Below are 18902 nucleotides of genomic sequence, written 5' to 3' on the forward strand. Positions count from 1 at the left end.
CTTGATAAAAATAGGAGTCAGAAAATGGTACAATCTCGTTTTGAAGCTGGGCTGGCGTTACTTAATCAAATTGATGGTGAAGCAGGGCACAATGTTATTCAGAGTCTGCAAGACATTTGCCCCGATTTAGCTAAGTTTACCATTGAGTATCCCTTTGGCGATATTTATGCACGAGAAGGATTAGACTTAAAATCTCGTGAGATCGCCACGGTAGCAGCACTCACTGCATTAGGCCACTGCGCCCCTCAACTTAAAGTCCACTTGAATGCCGCATTAAATGTTGGCTGTACTGAAGATGAAATAAAAGAAGTGATACTTCAAATGTCCGTTTACGCTGGGTTTCCCGCCGCACTAAATGGCATGTTTTGTTTTAAAGACGTGCTTGTTGCCCGAAATGCATCACAAAATGACCAATGTACGTAGAGCTAAAATTATGATGAGTATTGAAGAAGAATATAAAATACAACTTATAAATCATTTGGAAAGTTTACAGCAACCCTTTGAAGCTGAACTCGCCTCAATTTCTAATCAGCGGTTTTCAAAAGCCGTAAAATGTCTGCAACTTGCTTATCATTCGCCCACATTTAACGAACAATTTTCGGTGTATTTGTTTGCTCTAAATCGTGATGGCGAGCTGGTGGGTAATAAGCATTCGTTTATGAAACATAAGGCAGTTGTTATTCCTTCTGAACTATACGATGCAGAAAAGTATGAAGAAATTGATCATTGGGCTCTCGGCGCATTGGTTTTAGAATCTTGGCTAATAGCCCGCTGGGCTAAGTCAGGAAATAGTCATCTACCAGTGTATCTTGCTCATCAGGATAGCCATTACCTGCGCAACATCAAAGATGGCTCAGAGATAACCTGGGACAAAATAATAGACACCACCGGAAGCGCCCGTTAATCCATTCACAGCGTAAACATAAATGCCCACCAAAATGGGGCATCGCACCACCATATTGCATTAATGAGGGTAGGTTGGGGGTCTAATCGGGTGGTAATTTATGCTAATAATTTACCACTTGTCGTTGTTTTAGTACTGTTTATCCACAATTTTGAGCCAGTTATCGACGTATCAAGTTTATGGAACAGCTGTTGCATTTTGACTTCTGTTTTGCATCAGCCCTTTGAATGAGAAAACACCTCAATGATAAGAAGCTCGCAATAAGAGATCTTCCATACAATAAAAGGTAACAGAGAGAAATTATGGCTTCAGATAAAACTGAAATTGCACCCTCCACGGACATGTCTAGAAGAAATTGGTTAAAATCTTTCAGCGCAGGGGCAGGTGCCATTGCCCTTACAAGCTGCTTTGACCTTGGCGTTAAAGAGCTTCATGCAGCTGGGTTATCAACCGAGCATTTCCCGTCGGCTACCCCCAATGTTCATGATGGTTTGATCCGGCTTTCTTCAAATGAAAATGCTTTTGGGCCGTCCAAAAAAGCAGTGAGTGCGATGCAAGGCGAATTGTATAACCTAGCAAGGTATACAGACGCGACAGTTGATGTACTGGCTGAAAAAATTGCTAAGCAAGAAGGCGTATCGGCTGATCAAATTGTGATCACAAACGGTTCATCACCTATTTTGTTTGGTTATGCCGAGTGGATCATGGAAAACGGCGGTAATTTGGTAACGTCCATGGCAACCTATGAAGGGATCCCTCGTGGCGCTGAATTCATGGGCGCTAACGTCAATTATGTTCCACTTGATTCTGAAATGGGTTTCGACCTTGATGCCATAGAGGCTGCCGTTACCGACGACACAACGGCGGTATATATTTGTAATCCTAATAACCCTACTGGCAAAGTTGTCGACCCAGCTAAACTCAACGCGTTTGCCAAGCGTGTATCAAAGAAAACTCAAGTTTTCATTGATGAAGCTTACATCGAAATGTCTGATGCGTATCCAGCCAATGTGCAGTCTAAGTTAGTTGCCGAAGGCCACAATGTGGTTGTTTGTCGTACTTTCTCTAAAATTCATGCCATGGCAGGACAGCGTTTAGGTTATGCCATTATGCCGGCAGCACAGGCAAAAGAAATGGGCAGAAAGCTGCGCATGGGTGGTGTTAACTATTTGGCCCTTGTGGCGGGTATGGCTAGCATGGACGACCACGCTAACCTCACGACTATGCGTAGCCGAATTCAAACCGAACGCAGTAAACTGACTGCCGCCGCCGAATTCCTTGGCCGTCCTTATGCGAAAAAACCGCAAGGTAACTTCATTTATATCGATACCGGTATGCCGCACGATCAATTTGCAGCAAAAATGAAGGCAAAAGGCATTAAAGTGGTAGGCAGAACCTGGCCTGGATTCGATTCATGGTCAAGGATCAGTGTGGGCACACCCGCTGAAACCGACGCTTGTGTAACCGCATTAAAAGAAGTGCTAGCGTAAGTTTGCAGGTTAATCTTGCATAAGCATCGTTAATTAAGGCTGCCTATTTGATTACGAATACAACGCCTTAATTAACAAAAATACCGCTCACTTTGGCAATAACAGTGGCCGTTAGGCCACAAAATTTACTCCAGTGAGCGGCATATCTTTTTGTTATTCTATTCTTAAATCTCAACGCCCATATCTACAGCAATCCATCCTTCGCTAAAAGTCCACTTGGCATCCGCTAATTTTTATAAGTGGTAGGTTTGGCAGATTAACTTAACGTTGCCACCGGCGTTGCTACGCGCTTGGAAAGGATCAAATACACAGCACTTGCCACCAACAAGCCAACAAACCAAGCATAGGCGTATAGTGTATCGAATATTGCTGGCACAGATGAAACAAAGCCTGCTGCATGCAAGAAGCCGGGGATGTTAGGCAGTATGCCAATGACAAGGGCCGATAATCCAGCCATATTCCACCCACTATTTAAACCGTACTCGCCATTGTGCTGAAATAAGGCATCAATATTCAGGTTAGATTTTTTTAACAGAAAGTAATCGGCAAGTAACACGCCAGCAATAGGACCTAGTAGCGCTGAATAACCGGTTAACCATGTAAATAGGTATCCGCCTGCGGTTTCCAGTAGCTTCCATGGGAAGATGGCCACACCAATGCCAGCGGTAATATAGCCGCCCATTTTAAAGCTGATTTTTGACGGTGCCATATTAGAGAAGCCATACGCGGGGGCGACCATATTGGCTGCTAAATTGGTGGTTAATGTGGCCAATGCCAATGCTGCTAGGGCAAGCACCACGCCCATGCCGCCCATACGACCGGCAAGGGCCACTGGGTCCCAAATGGCTTCGCCGTATATGGTTACGGTTGCCGACGTTACCGCTACGCCAATAAAGGCGAACAGGGCCATAGGCAAGGGTAAGCCCACGGCTTGCCCTATCATTTGATCTTTTTGCGATTTAGCAAAGCGCGTAAAATCGGGAATATTTAACGCCATGGTAGCCCAAAAGCCCACCATTGACGTAAGGCCAGCAAAAAAAGCAGACCAAAATTGCCCTTCTTTTGCCCCTCCGACGACAAACTGAGAGGGTGAAGCAAGCATTTCACCAAAACCACCCGCTTGTACGTATGCCCAGCCAAGCAGCACCAACCCCATTAAGATCAAAAAAGGTGCAGCATAGGTTTCAAGCCAGCGGATTGACTCGGTTCCGTATTTGATGAACACCAGGTGCAGAGCCCAAAAGGCAAAAAAGCACAGGGTTTGGGCAATATCGATACCCAAAAAGGGGAGGGGCTGACCCACAAATCCGTCACCGCTTAAACTGTTTAAGATGACGTAGATAGCGCTTCCGCCCACCCAAGTATTTATACCAAACCAGCCACAGGCAACTAAACCTCTGGCTAGCGCCGGTATTTTTGCGCCCTTTGTTCCAAAGGCACTGCGAAGTAGCACCGGAAAGGGTAAGCCATATTTTGCACCAGCATGACCAATTAATATCATGGGAACAAGAACAATGACGTTTCCCAGTAACACGGTGATCACCGCTTGATACCAGTTCATGCCCTCCGATACCAAGCCAGCCGAAAGTAAATAGGTGGGCACACACACCACCATGGCTACCCATAAGGCGGCGTAATCTTTCCAATCCCAGGTTCTGCTTGCCTTGTTCGTTGGTGCTAAGTCTTCATTCCAGAGATCACTGTCATAATGGCTGGGTTTTGTCATGGTGTGATGATTAGCGTTATCCACGATGGTTTTCCTTTTTCGGGGTTGCCCTATTCCTAATGTAAAAACATAAAGCAAATATATTGCCGTTTCGCCAAAGAGGAGCAGAAAAGCAAACCATGCTGCTTTTCTGCTCCTTGGCCTCACGATTTGTTAGGCCTTAGCATTACTTAATTAAAAATTACGTCTTATGGTGACACCATAGGTTCTAGGTTTGGCATAAGAAATTTGCGTTGTGCCGTAAAAGCCGGAAACGTCGAAACCAATTAGCTCATGATCAGAGTCAAACAGGTTATCCACGTAGGCTGCTAACTGCCATTTATCATCGTTATCGTCCCAGGTTAACCGTCCATCGGCGGTGGCAAATCCGTCAATTTCATGGGCGGTAAAGTTACGGGCATTGTGATAGGTTTCAGATTGGTAATTAGCCGATAGCTGGGCTGCCATATTGCCGCTGAAAGCTTGCCAGTTATATCTGATCATGGCTGATGCCTGATATTCGGGAGTAAAAGGTGGAGTGGTATCGGCAAAATAACCCGAGGCGACTTCAAGATCTTCCACAACCGCATCGGTATATGAGGCGTTAAACAGTAAATCGATGTTATCGGTGGGGGTTAAAAAGACTTCTAATTCAACGCCACTAAAGGTTGCCTCTTCGTTGGTTACTACCCCGGCATTGTTTACCCAAGAGAAAGATTGGTAATCGCTATAGTCATAGTAAAAAACACTGGCGTTAAACACGCCATTGCCTTGCATAAAACTGTGCTTTAGGCCGGCTTCGTAAGCGGTAAGGGCTTCGGGTTCGTACTGGCTAAAACCGCCAAACAAGGGGGCGTTAAAACTACCGGCTTTCACCCCTCGGTTAATACCTGCATAGTACAAGCTATCGCCCACGCTGTATTCTAATTGAAGCTTTGCCGACCATAGGTTTTGATTGTTACTGTCTACTAATACTTCTAATGGGGCCGTGGTGGTATCTATTTCTATTAACCGGTCGTTGGTATTTGTGTTTTGATAAACGTTACCCACAAAATCTTTGTCTTCTCGGGTATAGCGTAACCCGCCCACTAACACTAAATCCTCTGTTAGACTGTAATCCACTTGGCCAAATACCGAATAGGAATCGGTTTCTAAACTAACTAAGGTATTATTTTCTTCACCACCTAAAAAATAGGCGGTGGGCGAAGCCGCTAAGCCTTGGCTGTAATCTGTATCAATAGAAAGATAATACAAACCCGTTACCCATCTAAAATCTGCGGTTTCCCCTGAGAATCGGAACTCTTGACTAAGCTGGTCGATGGTACTGTTAGATTGAAAGATAAGTTCAGGTGAGGCGGTTTGGTCAGAATCCAGCCCTACGGTTCGCTTAAATTGCTTGTAGTCAGACATGGCAAAGAAATCGAAGTCTTCAAAGGCATATTCAATAGTGGCTGCCAGGCCACGAGATTCAATTTTATTTTGATCATCAAAGGCAAAGTCTTTGTTAACTAGATTGCCCGAGCCGTCTGGATCAAAGTTACCATTGAAGTCGCCGCCTTGTACTGGGCGTAATGGATCTCCATTAAAGTTGCCGTCAACACATACGCCGGATTGAATGGTGTCACAACCTAAGGGGTCGTCAGCGGCAAAAATAACATCTGTAACATTACCTTCGGCGTCTTTTACTTCGGTGGTATTTACCACTTGATAAGGGCCTTCGCTTTTGGTGGTATCCGACCAGTTACCGCTTAGTAGTAATGAACCTTCATCGCCAATATCAAACAACAGTTGAGCACGAAAGGCGAGGGTATCGTCGTTATAGCCGTCTTGCCCACCGCCTACTGAACCCGAACGGGTATCTGGCTCTGCGCCGTCTTCATAAATGTTTTCTAAAATTTCCCCTTGCTGGTTAGTAAAACCAGAAAAACGGCCATAAATGCCGTCGGCTAATTGGCCCGAAATTGCCCCTTCAAATCGATACTGATCAAATCGCGCGGCGGTAAACTCTCCATAGCCTTCGGTGTCTGCGGTGGGTTTGGCTGTTATTGTATTGACCAAACCGCCGGTGGCGTTTCTACCAAACAAGGTTCCTTGGGGGCCTTTAAGAATTTCGATACGTTCTACGTCAAATAAACCAAAGGTTTGTGCTTGGGTACTGGCCAGATAACCGCCATCGACGTACACCGCTACCGGTGCTTCGGCAAGGTCGGCGTAGTCGTTTTGAACCACACCGCGAATATTAAATATGGCACGTTGGCCACCAATATCGCCAGCTAGAGATACACCGGGTGTGAATGCGATAAGCTCGGTACTACTTTCAAGCCCCAACGCTTCTAACTGATCACCGGAAAACGCGGTAATGGCAATACCCACATCGCTGATATTTTCATTCCGTTTTTGTGCGGTAACTTCAATACTTTCCCAAACATTTTCCGCAGCGTGCGCTACGGGAGCCAATAAAGCCATGGATACTGACAACGCCAGCATGCATTTGTGTGTGTTTAACGTTTGCATGATTTACTCTCATTTATAGTTTTTTTTCGAGAGCATTTTGCTCTCCCTTGACGGCGGTGTTGTCCCGATTTTCAAGAGTAACTGTCGATGTAAACTGCTTATCGAAGGCCACTGATTTTCATGCCAAAAGTCGTGCTAAAAGCCCGACTGATGGCATGGAATTTAAAATTATTATGAATGTGGTCGTCAAAACGGTGTGTTAACTTGGAAAAGAAAAGCTTACCCCTTCTCTTATGGTGCTAGATGGCCAACGTTGGGTGATGGTTTTGCGCTTGGTGTAAAAGCGCACGCCATCTGGGCCGTAGGCGTGTAAATCACCAAACAGTGAGCGCTTCCAGCCGCCAAAACTATGATAAGAAACCGGTACCGGTAAAGGAACGTTAATGCCCACCATGCCAACTTGAATATGATCAGAAAAATAGCGCGCTGCTTCACCGTCACGGGTGAAAATACAGGTGCCATTGCCATATTCATGCTCGTCAATAAGCGCCATGGCTTCTTCCATGTTTTTAACTCGCATTACCTGTAAAACCGGGCCGAAAATTTCCGCCTGATAGCTCGCCATCTTAGGGGTAACTTTGTCAATTAAGGTCGCGCCAAGAAAAAAGCCGTTTTCGAAACCGTCTACATGAGGGTTGCGCCCATCTACCAAGATGCTCGCGCCCTCTTCGGCGGCGCTGCTAATATAGCCTTCCACTTTTTCTTTATGCTGCAAGGTGATCAGCGGGCCAAAATCGTTACTGGCGTCTTCGTAAGCCCCCACTTTTAAACTCGTCATGGCACTTTGTAATTTGTCTACCATGATGTCGGCGATGTCATCACCCACGGCAAGTACCACAGACAAGGCCATGCAACGCTCTCCTGATGATCCAAACGCCGCCCCCAATAGTTGATTTACGGCGTTATCGATATCGGCATCTGGCATCACAATAGCGTGGTTTTTAGCCCCACCCAAGGCTTGGCAGCGTTTGCCATTGGCATTGGCTTGGGTGTAAATATATTCGGCAATAGGCGTAGAGCCCACAAAGCTAACGGCCTTTATACGGGCATCTTCTAAAAGGCAATCAACGGCTTCTTTATCGCCGTTAACCACATTAAACACACCATCGGGCAAACCGGCTTCTTTTAGCAGTTTGGCAAGAAAAATCGCGCAACTTGGATCTCGCTCCGAAGGTTTAAGTACAAAGGTATTGCCGCAAACAATGGCCAGGGGAAACATCCACAGAGGCACCATGGCCGGAAAATTGAACGGCGTAATGCCACTAACAACGCCAAGGGGTTGGTATTCACTCCAAGCGTCAATATTTGGCCCGACATTTTTGCTGTGTTCGCCTTTTAATAATTGCGGTGCAGCGCAGGCAAACTCTACATTTTCGATACCCCGTTGTAGTTCTCCGGCGGCATCATGACTAATTTTTCCGTGTTCGGCACCAATTAAGGCAACGATGTCATCTGCATGCTTTTCTAATAAGGCTTTAAACGCAAACATAACCCGCGCGCGCTTACTTGCTGGCGTATTACGCCACGCAGGAAAAGCATTTTCAGCACAGGTGATGGCTTCATTGACCGTTTGTTTTGAGGCCAGTACCACCAGTTTTTCAGCTTCGCCTGTGGCGGGATTAAACACTTCCTGCATACGTCCTTTCGGTGTACAGGTTTCTCCATTAATAAAATGACCGACAACTTTCATGCTTGTTTTATTCCCTTCGTTATACGTCTTTGCTGGCGTTGTGGTAACCGCGCTGGTAGTACAGTAATGCATCGGCATTTTCGTCTTGTTGGATATCTACCACCTGACAAAAAATCACATCATGGGTTGCCACACTTTTTACATCAGTAATGACACAGTCGAAACTGACTGCAGCCCCCACGAGCATAGGAGCACCGGTTTTAGAGGTTGCCCATTGTGCACCGTTAAAACGATCTTCCATGGAGGCTTTACCACCAAACAAATTCGAAATGGATTGCTGCTGTGAGGTAAGGGTGTTGATCACTAAGCTGGTACTATTTTGAAATACCTTGTGTACCGATGCTCCGCGGTTTAAACAAACAAGCAAGGTGGCGGGATTATCACTTACGCTGCATACGGCCGTCGCGGTAAAGCCTGCATTTCCTTGGGGGCCTGAAGTGGTAACCACGTTCACCGCCGCGGCGACACTAGCCATACCCTGGCGGTAGGTGTCGGGGGTAACTGGGGGTAAGATAGAAGTTGTTTCTTCATTTATAGCAGTTAAAGACATGGGAAGTTCCTTCTTAAGCGTTATAAAATTTGACAGGCTTGTTCAAAATCTAGGCGTGGTAAACGGTCATGAACTTTCTCATTATCGCCATAGCCTATATTGAGCAGGAAATTCACTTTCCATGTGCTTTTTGAAAAGAAGGTTTCATTAAGCCGCTTAGGGTCGAAGCCCGACATGGCACCTGTGTCTAAGCCTAATGCTCTAGCGGCGCTAATAAGGTATGCCCCCTGTAAGGAACTGTTACGCATGGCGGTTTCAAAAGCGGCTTCAGGACTTGAGGTAAACCAGCTTTTCGCATCGGCATAAGGAAACAGGGTAGGGAGGTGGTCGTAAAAGGTCTCGTCATAAGCAACGATAACCGTACAAGGTGCGCTCATGGTCTGGGCCACGTTGCCACTTGATAAGCAAGGCTTGAGCTTTTCTTTGCCTTCTTGTGAGGTAATAAAAACAAAGCGGCCAGGGCTACAATTGGCAGAGGTTGCTCCCACTTTTACAAGATCGTAAAGCTGGTGTAGCACCTCATTGGCTATGGTTTTATCTAACCAGCTAGTATGGGTGTGCGCTTGAGTAAAAAGCTGGTCAAGGGCATTGTCGTTAAGTGCTGTAGTCATAAAATCTAATTCCAAAATTGTGAAGTCACATTATGCGAATGTCTGTAAGTGACTAAGTAATATGTTATTAAATGATTCAGTGGCGGTGACGCTAGACGCATGTCCGCCATATTCCATGGTCACAAGTTCGGCATTTGGCATTTTGTTGGCAAAGGGCTGTGAACGCTGCCAAGGCACAAGCAAATCATCTTTATTGGCAATCGCCATGGTGGGCGTGGCGATATCACCTAGTTGAGCCTCGATATCAAAGGTAGACAGGGCGTGGATCCTGGCAAGTAAGTTATCTTGGTTGGGAAAGTTGGCAACATGATGGGCCTCTTCTTTTGACAGTTCGGCGTGGTTGGCCGCAATCCAATCTGGCGGATAAAGCAACAGTGATTGCATTTGCAGGTAAATGTCTTTTTTTCCACTGGCTAAAATGGCTTTGCGAATATTAAAGCAGCGCAGCGTATGGGGGTTGGGACTACTCCATGCATTCACCAGTAGCAAACTGGAAAGCATATCGGGACGGCGAATGGCCAGTTGTAAACCCACTAAACCGCCTAGAGCGTGTCCGATAAGATGACATTGGCTGACATCCAGTCTATCGAGCAACGTCAGTAGCTCGTCGGCCATATGAGCAATGCTGTAATGACTTGGAAGGTTGGCAGGGCTGCGGCCGGTGCCAATTTGGTCATACACAATAACCCGATAGTTGTTTATCAGGGCAGGCAATTGAGGTTGCCAAAACTGCGCTGAGCCACCCAAACCAGAACTTAATACTAGCGTAGGGGCGTCAGGCGCAGTGAGTCCGTGGGTTTCAAAATACATCATATCGCCCTCGCAAAACCGGATATTTTCGATTCCATCGTGATCCCATCATGTACCGCTATCCTAGGTGTGCAACAGAAGCAATTTCTACCAGCGCTTCAGGTTTTACCAAACCCACTTTTATGCAATATCGAGCGGGTTTTTCGCCGGCAAAGTATTCGGCATACACCTTGTTAATCACTCCGTAATTTTCCCAGTCGGTGAGCAAAATAGTATTAAAGGTGACGTCATCCATGGTACCGCCAGCTTCTTCAATTACGCCTTTAATGGTTTCTAATACATGGCGAGTTTGCGCTTCGGCATCACCGACATGCACCACATCGTTGTTTTCATCAAAGGGTAATGTGCCAGAAACATACAGAATGTTATCGGCCATAGAGCCTGGTACATAGGGCGCGAGGGGGGCGGCAGTGCCTGCTGGAATGATGGCTTTTTTTGGCATGGTGACGGTCCTTATTTGTTAGTAGATGGGTTAGGCGACTGATTTGCGCCGAATACTTCGCAAAATTGCTGGGTACTAGAGACCCAACCAAAAAAGGTTTGAATGTTGTATAGGGCTGCTTCATGCATTGCCACCGGCCCGGCTTGATAAGTGGCATCATCGATGACCACGCCGAAATACTCTCGGTGAAAACCATCCCTTAAGGTTGACTCTACGCACACATTGGTGGCGATACCGGTAAAGATTAAGTTGCGAATGCCGCGACTGCGCAACATGCTGTCTAAGTTCGTGTTGTAAAAGCCGCTGTAGCGGGTTTTAGGAATAATAATATCGCCCTGTTGAGGAACAAGGGCGTCCACGAGTTGGTAATCCCATGTGCCCTTAGCCAATAAACTACCTAATAGTTCAGGTTGTTTGCGCATGGTTTTTAACGCGTTGGATTTATACCAATTAGGGGAGCCAGGGCCGCCAGCTTCTTTGTAATCAGGATCCCAGCCATTTTGAAAAAAGATGATGGGCATGTTTGCGCCGCGGGCGGTTTCTATAACCTTTGCGGTATTCGCTATTGCTGGCGCTGTGGTGGAAACATCAAACCCGGCTTTATCTAAATAGCCGTCTTTGCTGGCGTAGGCATTTTGTATATCAACAACAATCACCGCTGTTTCTGCTGGGTTTAAAACAATGGGTTCCGGTTTTGCTGGAAGTACGGGTTGGCCTTCCTGTTTAGCTTGAAAGCAACCAGATACTTCGTATGTGTCACCTTCTAACATTACGCTGCTCCTGATGTGCTTAGCAGGTGCTGACGAGATTTCATCAGTGGTTGTATCTTGGTACCAAAATCGTCCATGCCTTTTAAGAAATCATCAAAGGTTAATAAAACGCCTTCGCAACCAGGTACGGTGTCAATTTCATCTAACATGGCGGCAACGGACTCATAAGAGCCAACCAATGTTCCCATGTTGAGATTTACCGCAGAGGTGGGGTTGGTCATGTCACGAATGTTGGTGTCTTTACCAGACTTTTTGTCGGCTGCGCCTTGGGTAGCCATCCAGTCTAGGGCCGATTGATCTTTACCTTCTTTATAGCTTTCCCATTTCGCCATGGCGGCTTCGTCAGTTTCATCGGCGATTACCATAATGAGAACCGCAGAACCCACATTACGTTTATGTTGCTTAGCGGCTTCTGTTAAACGTTCGGCGGTGGGTGCAAAAGCGGTGGGCGTATTTACCCCTTTGCCAAAGCAAAAGTTGTAATCGGCATGACGGGCAGAAAAATCCATACCCGCCGCACTTTGTCCGGCACAGATAAGGGGGATCTTTCGTTGGGGTTTAGGCAGCATGCGACAATCGTCCATTTGGAAATGCTCACCTTTAAAATCGCTTTGACCGGTTTCCCAAAGCTCTTTTACCACTTGAATATATTCGTCTAAATACTCATAGCGATTGCCAAAGAATTCGTCTCCGGGCCACATTCCCATTTGCGAGTATTCTGGACGTTGCCAACCGGTAACCAGGTTTACGCCAAACCGACCATTGGAAATAGAATCGATGGTAGTTGCCATTCTGGCCATAATCGCGGGGGGGAGCACCAAGGTTGCGGCAGTCGCGTATAGTTGAATTTTTGAGGTTACTGCGGCAAGCCCTGCCATCAGGGTGAAGGACTCTAGGTTGTAGTCCCAAAATTCAGTATCACCACCAAAACCCCGTAGCTTGATCATCGAAAGGGCAAAGTCTAAATCATACTTTTCGGCCTTCAACACGATTTCTTTGTTGAGATCAAATGTGGGTTTGTATTGGGGGGAGTTTTTGGAAATTAACCAGCCATTGTTGCCAATTGGAATAAATACACCTATATCCATGATGTTCCCTCTATTTGTTTATATTTTGCACTGTCGTGCCAGTGCTTCGTTAAGTGCCCGAAGTCTATGTTGCGAAACAACGGTTTAATATTTGAGCAGCATAAAGTGGGCCAAAATTAATATGTGTTTATTATCAAGTGGTTATGTGTTTTTGATTTTTAAAATGGACTGTTTGGTCTAATTTGGAACGAATGGTTTAGTGCAACTGTGCTTTTATGGTGCAATTTTGTTCAAAACGGTTTATCGAAGCAGGATCAAAGCGTAAAATGCTCGCTCTGAGGTATAAAGCAGTTAAGAAGCACACAATGTCCAACAAAGAAATGAACCCAAAGACACCACGTACATTCAGCCCCATGGCGCAAAAACGTCGTGAACAGGCCCTACAAGAAAAGCGCACTCGCATTATGGATGCGGCGTTAACCTTGTTTTCAAAAAATGGGGTGAGTGGTACCAGTGTGGAGCAAATCTCTGAATTGGCAGACGTGTCTAAAAGTAACTTGCTGTACTACTTTAAAAGCAAAGAGGGGTTATATTTAGATGTGATCACCCATTTGCTTGAAGTGTGGTTGCGCCCTTTACAGCGTTTTTCGCCAGAACAAGATCCTATTGAAACACTAAGCGAATATATAAAAATTAAACTAGAAATGTCGCGGGACAATCCTGCCGAGTCTAAATTATTTTGTATGGAAGTGGTTCAGGGCGCGCCCCTTCTTATCAAAGAATTACAAACGCCACTGAAAAACCTTCTTGATGATAAAAGCGCAGTGATTAACGCGTGGATTGCGGCGGGCAAACTCAAACCCATCGCACCTTACCATTTAATATTCAGTATCTGGGCGATCACCCAGCACTACGCCGATTTTAGCGTGCAAATTAAAGCGGTTACCGGTAAAGACTTGCAAGACCCAGTATTTTTTGACGAAACCTTGTTAACCATTACCCGTATTTTATTAGATGGCTTAAAACCCTAATTAAACTGGCGATGTTTTCCGGTATCTTGCTACAGACATCCCATGGTATACCTTGTAAAATGAGTTAAAAGTAAGGTACGAGATCCACCATGAATCAGCAACCGAATAACCCGCTCCATGGGCTTACTCTGGAGAAAATTGTTACGCAACTACACGCCCATTACGGGTGGGATGGGTTATATTACCGCATCAAAATTAATTGTTTTGATAACGATCCTTCCATTAAATCATCGTTAAAATTTCTCCGAAAAACCCAGTGGGCCCGTGATAAGGTAGAGCAGCTTTATATCAATACCTTCTTAAAATAATTCGGCCAACTACAGGAGCTTAATACCTTGTTTTCGTTTCGCTTAAAGGGTTGGGGCACGATTTTCCTGGCGCTAGTCGTATTGTTTTTTTCTATCAAGGTATACGCTGATATGTTTAGTTTTTTCAAAAAGCGACCGTTTTTGTTGTCCGCCCCCATTTCTGGACAACTTTTCCATGGTGATAAACCCATGGCGCATACCCGAATCATTCGCTCGTTAACCTATGGTGATGAGTATGTCGATACCGCGCTAACCGATGAAAACGGACGATTTGAGTTTGCTGAGAAAATAATTAAAACCGCTAAACCTTCGCGAATGTTCGACAATTCTTCTTTGTTCCAGCATATTTATTTGGAAAATGGGACCACTGAGGGGATCGTGTTATGGGTCGCGAGCATTTCGATATACAACGATAGCCAGACGTTGAAAGATCTCTTATCGGGCCTAGTCTGCGATGTATCGCAACCGCCTCAAACCTATGATATCCCCATAAAAGAAGACACTCGCCACACATTTGCCATTTACACCACCTGTGGGTTGGTGGCAACGGATATAGATTCTGCAGCAAATTAACTCAGCTTACTTCCATTCTTAGCCAATGCCCTGTGACCATTACAATCCCAGATCACGTTGATCTGTATGCCATCTTCGTTGGTAACAAGGTTAGCCCTCTTGAGCATGTGTTGCGATGGACGGCTTAACTGTCGTGGTTCATCACACATCTAAACGATTTCTTTCATAACATGATTGGCAGATGGGAGTTCACGGATTACAAAACGGGTGGGTTACTTTCCTGTTTGTTAAAGCTAATTTTTTTGCGTGTTATCAAGCAACTGTTGAGGTAGATAGAAATTTTACGAGCACAAGAGGCGGGCATATAACGTTACTTACGGAGAATAGTAAATGGTATCTCGCAGACATTTCATTAAAGCCGGTGCGGCATTAGGCGTCGGTTCTTTTCTAGGTGCATCAGCATTCGCTGAACAATTGAAGATAAAACACTCGACGGGCAAGCTCATGCCTACCAAAGGGCCCATAGACGCAAGTACAGCCCTACCTACAAATGATGTATCAAAGTATAAGCACTACCGTCCAGAAGGTCGTATGGGGTTAGGCGGGTTAGCAGCCGGTAATGGGTTTAATACCATCTCTAGTGACAACGAAATTTTAACCATGCTCAACGCTGCGTGGGATTCCGGTATAAGGCATTTTGATACCTCGCCTTTTTATGGCTTAAGTTTAAGTGAGCGGCGCTTTGGTGACTTGCTGCGGAACAAAAAACGAGAAGATTATGTGTTGTCTTCCAAAGTAGGCCGGTTGCTTACGCCCTCATCTGAACCCTTGGAAAATAGTTGGCATTGGGCCGACCATTCTCCCTTTCATTATGAATATGATTACACGGCGTCAGGTACCCGTCGTTCTATCGAAGACACACTGCACCGCATTGGCGTTGCGTCACTAGATATTGTGTATATTCACGATCTGTCCCCCCAGAACAGTGATATGGGAGAAGACTGGATTTCGTATTTTGAACAAGCCGCTAAAGGGGCGATCCCCGAACTGACGAAAATGCGTGATGAAGGTATTATTAAAGGGTGGGGATTTGGCGTAAATACTCCTCATGCCGTATACAAGGCATTGGAAATGTCCGATCCTGATATTTGTCTACTGGCCCTTCAGTATTCAATTTTAGATCACAAACAGGCGCTTAATAAAACCTTTCCCATGCTAGAAGAAAGAGGTATTTCCGCGGTTATCGGCGCCCCTCTAAATGGTGGCTTTTTAGCCGGCCGTGATCGGTTTAATTATTCGCCGTCTATTCCTGACCCCATGCAGCAGAAATTCGACAACATTAGCGCCATTGCTAAAAAGCACGGTATTGATATTAAAACGGCAGCGTTGCAGTTTGCAGAAGCGCCATCTACGGTGTCTGGTATCGTTCCTGGGGCGCGCACTGCCGAGCAGGTTGAGGCCAATGTGGCTGCAATGAAGGTTGTGATACCGGATGAATTTTGGCAGGAATTAAAAGCAAACAACTTAATTGAAGAAAACGCACCAGTACCGGCGTAATCTTATGTAGTCAAATTATGTAGTCAAATTATGTAGGTAAATTGACGTGCCCGAACAACAACGCTTTCGGGCACGTGTCTTCTTGCTCTTGCGTCAATGTGATCGCCAATATACGCCTTTGCAACGGATCCATCGCTACCCTTGCTTCACTTTACTCCTTTAATTTGCATATGATCTTTGCGACATTGATGCATATCATCATTCATGGACGTGCATTTTGATAACGTGGATCTACACTTATTAAATGGGCAGAAAAGTGAGGCAATGATGGAAAGTAAAACGCACTACCACTGGCACGACAAGACCAGTGAAGAAGTACTGAACCTTCTTGACGCTTCAAAAGATGGATTAACAGAGAAAGAAGCGGCACATCGAAAAACCAAGTACGGGCCAAATCGTTTACCAGAAGCACCTCATGCAAGCCTGTTTAGTCGATTTATAAAACAGTTTGCCAACCTGTTAGTCATCGTTTTAATTGTGGCTGGCATTATGACGGCATTTTTACAGCATTGGGTAGATACCGCGGTTATTTTTGCTGTTGTCGTGGTGAACGCAATAATCGGAGTGGTGCAGGAAGGCAAGGCAGAAAAAGCCATGGATTCTATCCGCCAAATGCTGGCGTTAAAGGCGGCGGTGTACCGAGGCGGGCGACGGCAGACCATTGACGGTGAAGATCTTGTTCCTGGTGATATTGTGATGCTGGAGGCAGGAGATAAAGTCCCTGCGGATATTCGTATTATAAAAGCGCACAGCCTTTTTATTCAAGAAAGCTTACTGACAGGTGAGTCGCTTCCTGTAGAAAAAAACATCCGCCAAGTCGAGAACGACACGGCCTTAGGAGATCGTACCTGTCTGGCGTTTAGCGGTACCACTGTTACAGCCGGCCAAGGTATGGGCGTGGTTGTGTCTACAGGCGAACATACTGAAATCGGCCAAATTGGTGGGATGCTTTCTGATGTGCAAAAACTGACCACACCACTGGTTGAACAAATGGACGTGTTGGCAAAATGGATCACGGTTTTTATTCTCGTGGTGGCGGTTATTTTACTTGGTGTGGGTACCTTCATACTAGATCAACCCTTTGCGGATCTGTTTCTTGCCGTGGTGGGGTTATCGGTGGCTGCGATCCCTGAAGGTTTACCCGCAGTGCTTACCATTACCCTTGCCGTTGGCGTCCAAGCAATGGCAAAGCGCAACGCGATTGTACGGGTTCTACCTGCCATTGAAACGCTAGGATCGGTGTCTGTTATTTGCTCAGACAAAACCGGTACCTTTACCCGCAATGAAATGTTGGTGTCGTGGGTAAATACCGCCGATGAAACCTTTTCAGTGGAAGGTGAAGGGTATGAGCCTGAAGGGAAAATACGGCTAAATGAACAGCCTGTAACCACTCATCATTCACTGCTTAATGACATTGCCAGCGCCTGTGCCTTGTGTAATGACGCAGAGATTAACAATAAAGACGGCGAGTGGATAACCGAGGGCGATCCCATGGAAGGGGCACTGCTGAGTTTTTCTCAAAAAGTGGCCTTTGATGAAGGGGGGGAGTATCGAAAACATTGGTCTCGCACTGACGTATTACCCTTCGACTCTGATACGCAATACATGGCAACCTTGAACCATGATCATGCCCATCATCACGCCATTTTTGTAAAAGGTGCCCCTGAGGTGGTGATCAATAAATGTGACAGTCAGCGCACGGCAACCGGTGACGCCAACCTTGATACTGTTTTTTGGCAGGAGAAAGCGGAAAGTATGGCAAAACAAGGTTTACGGGTATTGGCGTTGGCCATAAAACCTATGCCTGAAGACGCCAACGCTCTGTCAGTGTCGGATCTAGACGAGGGGTTATGTTTATTAGGGTTAGTTGGGTTAATTGACCCACCGCGTCAAGAGGCCATCGAGGCGGTGAAAAAGTGTCAGCAAGCCCATGTTCAGGTTAAGATGATCACCGGCGACCACGCTATCACGGCTCAAGCTATTGGTCTGCAACTAGGCTTAGCACACGCCGATACCGTGTTAACGGGGGCAGAAATTAACACCCTGTCAGACGAAGAATTAAAACACGCCGTACAACAAACGGATGTGTTTGCTCGCACCACGCCAGAGCATAAGTTACGTTTGGTGATGGCGCTGCAAGCGTTAGGGCTTACTGTATCGATGACTGGAGATGGGGTTAACGATGCGCCATCTTTGAAACGAGCAGATGCCGGTGTGGCCATGGGGTTAAAAGGCAGCGAAGCGGCAAAAGAAGCGGCGGAAGTGGTGTTAGCCGATGATAATTTTGCCTCCATTGCATCAGCGGTAGAGCAGGGGCGTACTGTTTACGCCAACATCAAAAAAGTAGTCAGTTGGACATTACCGACCAATGCGGGCGAGGCCCTCACCATTATTGTCGCGCTATTGGCCGGCTTGCCTTATCCCATTACCCCGGTACAAATTTTGTGGGTCAACATGATCACGGCGGTAACGCTAGGTATGGCACTGGCGTTTGAACCCACCGACAGCAATACCATGAAAAAGCCGCCTAGACGTCGTGGGCAAGCGCTCATTCAACCGGCGTTAGTGTGGCAAATTTTATTAGTCGGTACGTTATTTTTCCTAGCGGTTTTTGGTATTTATCAGTTTGCTGTGAAGGAAGGTCACGATGTGGAATATGCCCGTACGCAAGCCATGAATATGCTGGTGGGGCTAGAAATCTTTTACTTATTCTTCATACGTACCATGCATCGTCGTCATTTTACCTTGTCAGGTCTAAAGGGGACGAAAATCGCTTGGAGTGCCGTCATCTTTGTTATCGTGGCACAGTTCGCCATTTCATATATCCCTTGGTTGCAGGCGGTGTTTGGTACGCAGGCGCCCACGCTTATGGATAACTTGCTTATTGTGTTGGCCGGGTGCGTATTATTTGCTTTACTGGAAACAGAAAAGGTCTGTCGTATTTGGTTGATAGATAAAATGAAACGGTCATAAGAAAAA

General features: G+C 46.0%; 17 protein-coding genes. 8 read left to right on the forward strand and 9 right to left on the reverse strand.

Annotated features, from left to right (window positions below):
- Positions 1–24 precede the first annotated feature (24 nt).
- The 3 genes from KO501_RS11330 (at position 25) to KO501_RS11340 (ending at position 2394) form a co-directional block, all read left to right on the forward strand.
- On the forward strand, positions 25–423 hold the full coding sequence (locus tag KO501_RS11330; protein ID WP_216029791.1) for a carboxymuconolactone decarboxylase family protein: 399 nt from the start codon (positions 25–27) through the stop codon (positions 421–423).
- Positions 424–433: 10 nt separating this feature from the next.
- Entirely contained in the window at positions 434–904 is a 471-nt protein-coding gene (locus KO501_RS11335) for a hypothetical protein (protein ID WP_216029792.1), read from the forward strand.
- 302 nt (positions 905–1206) lie between these two features.
- Positions 1207–2394 carry a histidinol-phosphate transaminase gene (locus KO501_RS11340; RefSeq protein WP_216029793.1) on the forward strand — a complete coding sequence of 396 codons (1188 nt, stop codon included), beginning with the start codon at positions 1207–1209 and terminating at the stop codon, positions 2392–2394.
- 256 nt (positions 2395–2650) lie between these two features.
- On the opposite strand, the gene KO501_RS11345 is transcribed toward KO501_RS11340, so the two are convergent.
- The 9 genes from KO501_RS11345 to rutA all read right to left on the reverse strand — a co-directional run bounded on the left by KO501_RS11345 (position 2651) and on the right by rutA (position 12574).
- Positions 2651–4144: an NCS1 family nucleobase:cation symporter-1 gene (locus KO501_RS11345; RefSeq protein WP_216029794.1), complete on the reverse strand. Its 1494-nt coding sequence runs from the start codon at positions 4142–4144 to the stop codon at positions 2651–2653.
- 150 nt (positions 4145–4294) lie between these two features.
- Positions 4295–6613 carry a TonB-dependent receptor gene (locus tag KO501_RS11350; protein WP_216029795.1) on the reverse strand — a complete coding sequence of 773 codons (2319 nt, stop codon included), beginning with the start codon at positions 6611–6613 and terminating at the stop codon, positions 4295–4297.
- A gap of 199 nt (positions 6614–6812) precedes the next feature.
- The gene (locus KO501_RS11355; RefSeq protein WP_216029952.1) at positions 6813–8303 is read right to left on the reverse strand and encodes a CoA-acylating methylmalonate-semialdehyde dehydrogenase; all 1491 of its coding nucleotides are present in this window, start codon (positions 8301–8303) and stop codon (positions 6813–6815) included.
- Between the two features lie 19 nt (positions 8304–8322).
- Positions 8323–8853 (reverse strand): flavin reductase, encoded by a 531-nt coding sequence (locus KO501_RS11360; RefSeq protein WP_216029796.1) that lies wholly within the window; start codon positions 8851–8853, stop codon positions 8323–8325.
- 20 nt (positions 8854–8873) lie between these two features.
- On the reverse strand, positions 8874–9464 hold the full coding sequence (locus tag KO501_RS11365) for a malonic semialdehyde reductase (protein ID WP_216029797.1): 591 nt from the start codon (positions 9462–9464) through the stop codon (positions 8874–8876).
- A gap of 30 nt (positions 9465–9494) precedes the next feature.
- Complete coding sequence (gene rutD, locus KO501_RS11370; protein ID WP_252728373.1) at positions 9495–10277, reverse strand: pyrimidine utilization protein D; 783 nt, start codon at positions 10275–10277, stop codon at positions 9495–9497.
- Positions 10278–10332: 55 nt separating this feature from the next.
- Entirely contained in the window at positions 10333–10716 is a 384-nt protein-coding gene (rutC, locus tag KO501_RS11375; RefSeq protein ID WP_216029798.1) for a pyrimidine utilization protein C, read from the reverse strand.
- A gap of 11 nt (positions 10717–10727) precedes the next feature.
- A complete protein-coding gene (gene rutB / locus KO501_RS11380; RefSeq protein WP_216029799.1) occupies positions 10728–11486 on the reverse strand; it encodes a pyrimidine utilization protein B in 759 nt (252 codons plus the stop codon).
- Complete coding sequence (gene rutA, locus KO501_RS11385; protein ID WP_216029800.1) at positions 11486–12574, reverse strand: pyrimidine utilization protein A; 1089 nt, start codon at positions 12572–12574, stop codon at positions 11486–11488. Before rutA ends, rutB begins: the two co-directional genes overlap by 1 nt.
- Before the next feature lie 305 nt (positions 12575–12879).
- Between rutA and rutR the strand changes: the two genes are divergently transcribed.
- The 5 genes from rutR (at position 12880) to KO501_RS11410 (ending at position 18896) form a co-directional block, all read left to right on the forward strand.
- Entirely contained in the window at positions 12880–13545 is a 666-nt protein-coding gene (gene rutR / locus KO501_RS11390) for an HTH-type transcriptional regulator RutR (protein WP_216029801.1), read from the forward strand.
- A gap of 89 nt (positions 13546–13634) precedes the next feature.
- Positions 13635–13853, forward strand: a complete 219-nt coding sequence (locus KO501_RS11395; RefSeq protein WP_216029802.1) for a VF530 family protein — start codon at positions 13635–13637, stop codon at positions 13851–13853.
- A gap of 111 nt (positions 13854–13964) precedes the next feature.
- Positions 13965–14426 (forward strand): DUF6795 domain-containing protein, encoded by a 462-nt coding sequence (locus KO501_RS11400; RefSeq protein ID WP_252728375.1) that lies wholly within the window; start codon positions 13965–13967, stop codon positions 14424–14426.
- A 330-nt stretch (positions 14427–14756) separates the two neighbouring features.
- Positions 14757–15923 carry an aldo/keto reductase gene (locus KO501_RS11405; protein WP_216029803.1) on the forward strand — a complete coding sequence of 389 codons (1167 nt, stop codon included), beginning with the start codon at positions 14757–14759 and terminating at the stop codon, positions 15921–15923.
- 204 nt (positions 15924–16127) lie between these two features.
- Entirely contained in the window at positions 16128–18896 is a 2769-nt protein-coding gene (locus tag KO501_RS11410) for an HAD-IC family P-type ATPase (protein ID WP_252728377.1), read from the forward strand.
- Positions 18897–18902: the final 6 nt, after the last annotated feature.

It is taken from the genome of Alteromonas sp. C1M14 (genome assembly GCF_018860965.1).
Lineage (GTDB): Bacteria > Pseudomonadota > Gammaproteobacteria > Enterobacterales > Alteromonadaceae > Alteromonas.

What these genes read in the sequence shown, in the direction of transcription:
- KO501_RS11330 (WP_216029791.1), top strand. Translation starts at nt 25, where the DNA reads ATGGTACAATCTCGTTTTGAAGCTGGGCTGGCGTTACTTAATCAAATT.
- KO501_RS11335 (WP_216029792.1), top strand. Translation starts at nt 434, where the DNA reads ATGATGAGTATTGAAGAAGAATATAAAATACAACTTATAAATCATTTG.
- KO501_RS11340 (WP_216029793.1), top strand. Translation starts at nt 1,207, where the DNA reads ATGGCTTCAGATAAAACTGAAATTGCACCCTCCACGGACATGTCTAGA.
- KO501_RS11350 (WP_216029795.1), bottom strand. Translation starts at nt 6,613, where the DNA reads ATGCAAACGTTAAACACACACAAATGCATGCTGGCGTTGTCAGTATCC.
- KO501_RS11355 (WP_216029952.1), bottom strand. Translation starts at nt 8,303, where the DNA reads ATGAAAGTTGTCGGTCATTTTATTAATGGAGAAACCTGTACACCGAAA.
- KO501_RS11360 (WP_216029796.1), bottom strand. Translation starts at nt 8,853, where the DNA reads ATGTCTTTAACTGCTATAAATGAAGAAACAACTTCTATCTTACCCCCA.
- KO501_RS11365 (WP_216029797.1), bottom strand. Translation starts at nt 9,464, where the DNA reads ATGACTACAGCACTTAACGACAATGCCCTTGACCAGCTTTTTACTCAA.
- rutD (WP_252728373.1), bottom strand. Translation starts at nt 10,277, where the DNA reads ATGATGTATTTTGAAACCCACGGACTCACTGCGCCTGACGCCCCTACG.
- rutC (WP_216029798.1), bottom strand. Translation starts at nt 10,716, where the DNA reads ATGCCAAAAAAAGCCATCATTCCAGCAGGCACTGCCGCCCCCCTCGCG.
- rutB (WP_216029799.1), bottom strand. Translation starts at nt 11,486, where the DNA reads ATGTTAGAAGGTGACACATACGAAGTATCTGGTTGCTTTCAAGCTAAA.
- rutA (WP_216029800.1), bottom strand. Translation starts at nt 12,574, where the DNA reads ATGGATATAGGTGTATTTATTCCAATTGGCAACAATGGCTGGTTAATT.
- rutR (WP_216029801.1), top strand. Translation starts at nt 12,880, where the DNA reads ATGTCCAACAAAGAAATGAACCCAAAGACACCACGTACATTCAGCCCC.
- KO501_RS11395 (WP_216029802.1), top strand. Translation starts at nt 13,635, where the DNA reads ATGAATCAGCAACCGAATAACCCGCTCCATGGGCTTACTCTGGAGAAA.
- KO501_RS11400 (WP_252728375.1), top strand. Translation starts at nt 13,965, where the DNA reads ATGTTTAGTTTTTTCAAAAAGCGACCGTTTTTGTTGTCCGCCCCCATT.
- KO501_RS11405 (WP_216029803.1), top strand. Translation starts at nt 14,757, where the DNA reads ATGGTATCTCGCAGACATTTCATTAAAGCCGGTGCGGCATTAGGCGTC.
- KO501_RS11410 (WP_252728377.1), top strand. Translation starts at nt 16,128, where the DNA reads ATGGACGTGCATTTTGATAACGTGGATCTACACTTATTAAATGGGCAG.